Origin of the sequence: Frankia sp. AiPs1 (assembly GCF_023716945.1) — a bacterium.
Taxonomy (GTDB): Bacteria; Actinomycetota; Actinomycetes; order Frankiales; family Frankiaceae; genus Frankia.
Window position 1 is genome coordinate 1 of record NZ_JAMQQF010000512.1, and the last position, 4,317, is coordinate 4,317.

General features: G+C 73.4%; 4 protein-coding genes. 2 read left to right on the forward strand and 2 right to left on the reverse strand.

Annotated features, from left to right (window positions below; genetic code table 11):
* The coding region (locus ND748_RS26340; protein ID WP_251748864.1) for an HNH endonuclease at positions 1–797 on the forward strand (797 nt) is incomplete at its 5' end.
* A gap of 16 nt (positions 798–813) precedes the next feature.
* Here the strand turns inward: ND748_RS26340 and ND748_RS26345 are convergent.
* Together ND748_RS26345 and ND748_RS26350 are read right to left on the reverse strand one after the other, a co-directional pair.
* The gene (locus tag ND748_RS26345) at positions 814–1,578 is read right to left on the reverse strand and encodes an SDR family NAD(P)-dependent oxidoreductase (protein WP_251748866.1); all 765 of its coding nucleotides are present in this window, start codon (positions 1,576–1,578) and stop codon (positions 814–816) included.
* A gap of 192 nt (positions 1,579–1,770) precedes the next feature.
* Positions 1,771–3,156: a M20/M25/M40 family metallo-hydrolase gene (locus ND748_RS26350; protein ID WP_251748868.1), complete on the reverse strand. Its 1,386-nt coding sequence runs from the start codon at positions 3,154–3,156 to the stop codon at positions 1,771–1,773.
* Positions 3,157–3,226: 70 nt separating this feature from the next.
* On the opposite strand from ND748_RS26350, the gene ND748_RS26355 reads away from it, so the two are divergent.
* A partial coding sequence (locus tag ND748_RS26355) for an NAD-dependent epimerase/dehydratase family protein (protein ID WP_251748870.1) occupies positions 3,227–4,317 on the forward strand: 1,091 nt, incomplete at its 3' end.

Here is a 4,317-nt window from a genome sequence, read left to right on the forward strand (position 1 = left end):
TGGCGGCGCTGTGGGCCGAGCTGCGGTTCCACGCCGTGCCGCGGGCCGCGGGCGAGGCGGTCTACCGCTCGGTCGGGCTCGGCCACCTCCAGCGGATCGTGACCTTCGCCTTCGGCGACGGGATCATCGAGGACAGCGAGGTCGCCTTCTTCGAGAACGAGGTGCGCCGGCTGGGCCTGCGCGACCCGGCCGTCGAGGAGATGCGCCGCTGGCTGCGCCGCGGGCTGGAGCTCTCCCGGATCCGCGACGGCCAGCTCCCCCGGGTGCACTCCACCACGCTGCACCTCGAGCTCGACGAGTCTGTTCACCTGGACGTCGGGACGGTCCAGGTCCGCCAGCTCGCCAGCGGCCCCCGCGAGACGCCGGGACGGCTCGTGGCGAGCAGCCGCAAGCTGCGCTTCCTCGGCCGCACCGGCGGCGGCAACGAGATCGCCTGGCAGAAGATCGTCGAGGTGACGACGGGTCACGGCTGCGTGGACATCGCCGCGACGACGAGCCGGGGCGGGGGAACGTACCGGGTTGACGATCCGGACTATGTGGCGGCCGTGCTGTCCGGTGCGCTACGGGTCGCCCGGCGCCTGGTGATCGCGCCCGGGGCCCGAGACAGCCGGGCGATTTCGCAGGCGGTGAAGGCCGAGGTCTGGCAACGCGACGGCGGCGCCTGTGTTCAGTGCCGGGCCACCGAGTACCTGGAGTTCGACCACGTCATCCCGCACAGCCGCGGCGGCGCGACGAGCGCGAACAACCTCCAGCTCCTCTGCCGCCGCTGCAACCAGGACAAGGGCGCGCGCATCTGAGCGTGTCCGGGGGGCGTCAACGCATCATCAGGGTGCCGCCGTCGACGGGGAAGATCTGGCCGGTCATGAAGCGGGCGCCGTCGCTGGCGAGGAAGGCGAGGACGGGGACGAAGTCGCGTTGGACGTCGCCGAGCTTCCCGCCGATCGGGATGCTGCGCTGCAGGTCGGCGTCGTGCGCGGCGAGCTGCTCGGCGGTCATCGAGGCGCGGGTCCGCTCGTACATCGGCGTCGCGATGGCGGGGGCGATCGCATTCACGGTGATGCCGTGGCCGGCCCATTCGACGGCGACGGTGCGGGTCCAGGCGACGACGGCGCCCTTGCTCGCGGCGTAGGCGGCCTTGTTCGGGTAGCCGAGCACGCCGGCCGCGGAGGCGAAGTTGATGATCTGGCCGCCGTGCTCCCGCAGGTGGGTGAACGCGGCCTGGTTGGTGAGCAGGGTGCCGGTGGCGTTCACCGCGAGGATCTTGTTCCAGTGGTCGAGGGACAGCTCCGCGGCCGGCGCGGCGGGCGCGATGCCGGCGGCGTGGATCAGGACGTCCAGGCCGCCGAGGTGGGCGACGGCCTTCGCCACCGCGGTGTCGACCGAGTCCTTGTCCGTGACGTCGCAGGGGAGGAAGCGGGCGCCGGCCTGCGCGGCGATCCGCTCGCCGGGCTCGGCGGTGACGTCGAGGGAGACGACCTGGGCGCCGAGACCGGGCAGCGTCTGCACGAGCCCCGCGCCCATCCCGCTGGCCCCGCCCGTGATCACGATGCGCCGTGCGTCAAGCCTTACCGCTGCCATGAGACCGTCTCCCGCGTCCGTCCTGAGCCGTCGTCCGAACACGCGGCCGCCTGGTCCGACGCACAGCCCGGCCAGCGGCACATCCCGGACGTTTCCTCTGGACGTTACTCCGTGCACCGGTACGCCCGCACGCCTCGGCGACCCCCGGAACACCTGCCGGCCGTCTCCCGGACCCGCGGCCGGATCGGCAGGTCAGGGACCCTCGGGCCGGCCTGCGGCCAGGTGCGCGAAGTAGTGGGAGAACATCTTCGTGCCGCCGGCGGCCTGGATCCAGTCGTAGTGCTCGTTGGGCGCGTGGTAGCCGTGGCTGGGCAGGCTGAGGCCGAGCAGGATCACGGGGGCCTTCAGATACTGATCCATGGTGAGCACGGCGCCGATCGAGCCGCCCTCGCGGACGAACGCGGGGGTGACGCCGAAGGCGTACTCGACGGCGGCGCGGGCGGCGTCGGCGTGCGGGCCGCTGCGGGGGCCGAGGTAGGCGGGCATCGCCGCCTCCAGCTCGACCCGGGCGTCCGGGTGGCGGTGCTGGATGAAGTCGCGGACCAGCTCGAAGACGGCATGCGGGTCCTGGTGGGGGACGATGCGTGAGCTCAGCTTGACCCCGGCGCGCGGCGGGATGACGGTCTTCACCCCCGGGCCGGTGTACCCGCCGGTGAAGCCGTGCACCTCGAACGTCGGCTCGCCCATGATCTTCGCCAGCACGGAGCGGACGTCGGTGGTGCGCATCGAGGTCAGGCCGTGCATGTCCATGAAGGTGGCGACGTCGAAGCCGGACGCGACGAAGCTGTCGATCTCGTCGTCGGTCACCGGCGCGGCGGCGTCGGCGAAGCCGGGGATGAGCACGCGCCCGGTCGCCGGGTCGAGGCACTCCGCCACGATCTGGGCGAGTTCGGCCAGCGGGTTGCGGGCCGGGCCGCCGGTGAGGCCGGAGTGGGTGTCGTTGGTGCCGGTCTCGATGCTCACCTCGAAGGTGACCAGGCCGCGCAGGCCGTAGTCGATGGCGGGCCGGCCGGCGGCGATCCACACCGTGTCGGAGACGAGCACGCTGTCGGTGGCCAGCCGCGGCAGCTCCTGGCGGACGAAGTCCTCGAAGTGGGGGCTGCCGATCTCCTCCTCCAGCTCCCAGACGAAGGCGATGTTGACCGGCAGCTCCTGGGCGATGGCGAACTGGGCGGCCTGCAGCGCGGTGAGCGCGGGGCCCTTGTCGTCGGTGCTGCCTCGACCGGCGTAGCGCTCCCCGTCGATGGTGAGGCGGAACGGCTCGGTGTCCCACTGCGCCGGGTCGGCGGGCTGGACGTCGAGATGGTTGTAAATCGTGACGGTGGGGCAGTCGGCACCGGCGATGTGCTCGCCGTGGACGACGGGATTGCCGGCGGTGGGCACGATCCGGGCGGCGAGGCCGGCGTCCGTCAGCAGCGTCGCGGCGAGGTCGGCGGTGCGCGCGATGTCGGGCTGGTGGGCCGGATCGACGCTGACGCCGGGAATCCCGACGAGGCGGGTGAGCCGGTCCTCGAACTCGGGGCGGCGGGCGGCGAGGTAGTCATCGAGCTGAGCGAGAGCGTCGGCCACGACGTGCATCGTACGTACCCCGCGCAGATGCGCCGGTCCTGGCGCGGGTTGACGGCCGCGGGCGGGGCACGGAAACAGAATGCGTGTCGCCGTGGTCGGAGCATCGGGCAACATCGGTCTGCATCTGGTCCGCGAACTGGCGGCCGATCCTCGGGTCGACGGGATCGTCGCCATCGCGCGGCGCCCGCCGCCCGCTGCGCGCCGGGGCAAGGTCCACTGGCTCGCCCTCGACATATCCCGGCCCGGGGCCTTCGGCGAGTTGGAGAAGGCGTTTCGCGGCTGTGCGTCCGTCGTGCACCTGGCCTGGCTGATCCAGCCGGAGCGGGCGAGGTCGGTCACGGAGGCCACCAACGTCGCGGGCAGCGAGCGCGTGTTCGCGGCGGCGCTGGCCACCGGGGTGCCGTCACTCGTGTACTCGTCGTCGGTCGGCGCCTACCGGCCCCGGCAGTCCCCGTCCCACGCCCAGCCCCACGCCCACGCCCAGCCCCACGCCCACGCCCAGCCGCACGCCCACGCCCTGCGGCCGGTCGACGAGAGCTGGCCGACCGGGGGAATCGAGACGTCGCCGTACAGCGTCCAGAAGGTCGCCGTGGAACATCTGCTGGACAGCCTCGAAGCCGATCATCCGGGAATCCGGGTGTCCAGGCTGCGACCGGCGATCGTGCTGTCCGCCGCCGCGGCGCAGTCGCAGGCCCGCTACTTCCTCGGCCCGCTGGTGCCGCCGGGCCTGCTGCGCCGCCTCGGCGGCGGCGAAGGTCGGCTGCCGGTCGTCCCGGCCGTGCGCGGGCTGACGTTCCAGGTGGTGCACTCCCGCGACGCCGCCGCCGCCTTCGCCGCCGCCGCCACCAGCACGACGGCCCGCGGCGCCTACAACATCGCCGTGGACCCACCGGTCACGCCGGAGACGTTGCCCGACATGCTCGGCGGGCGCGGGGTCCCGCTACCGCCGGCACTGGTGCGCGCCGCGGTCGGCGCCGCCTACCGGGCCCGGCTGGCGCCCGTGAGCCCCGGCTGGATCGACCTCGCCCGCGGTGTTCCGCTGCTGGACACGGGTCGGGCTCGCCGGGAGCTCGGTTGGATCCCCGCCGTGGCCACGAGCACGGTCCTGCGCGAGTGGCTCGTCGGCGCCAGCACGGGCCGCGGCGACGAGACCCCGGTCCAGCGCGGCGC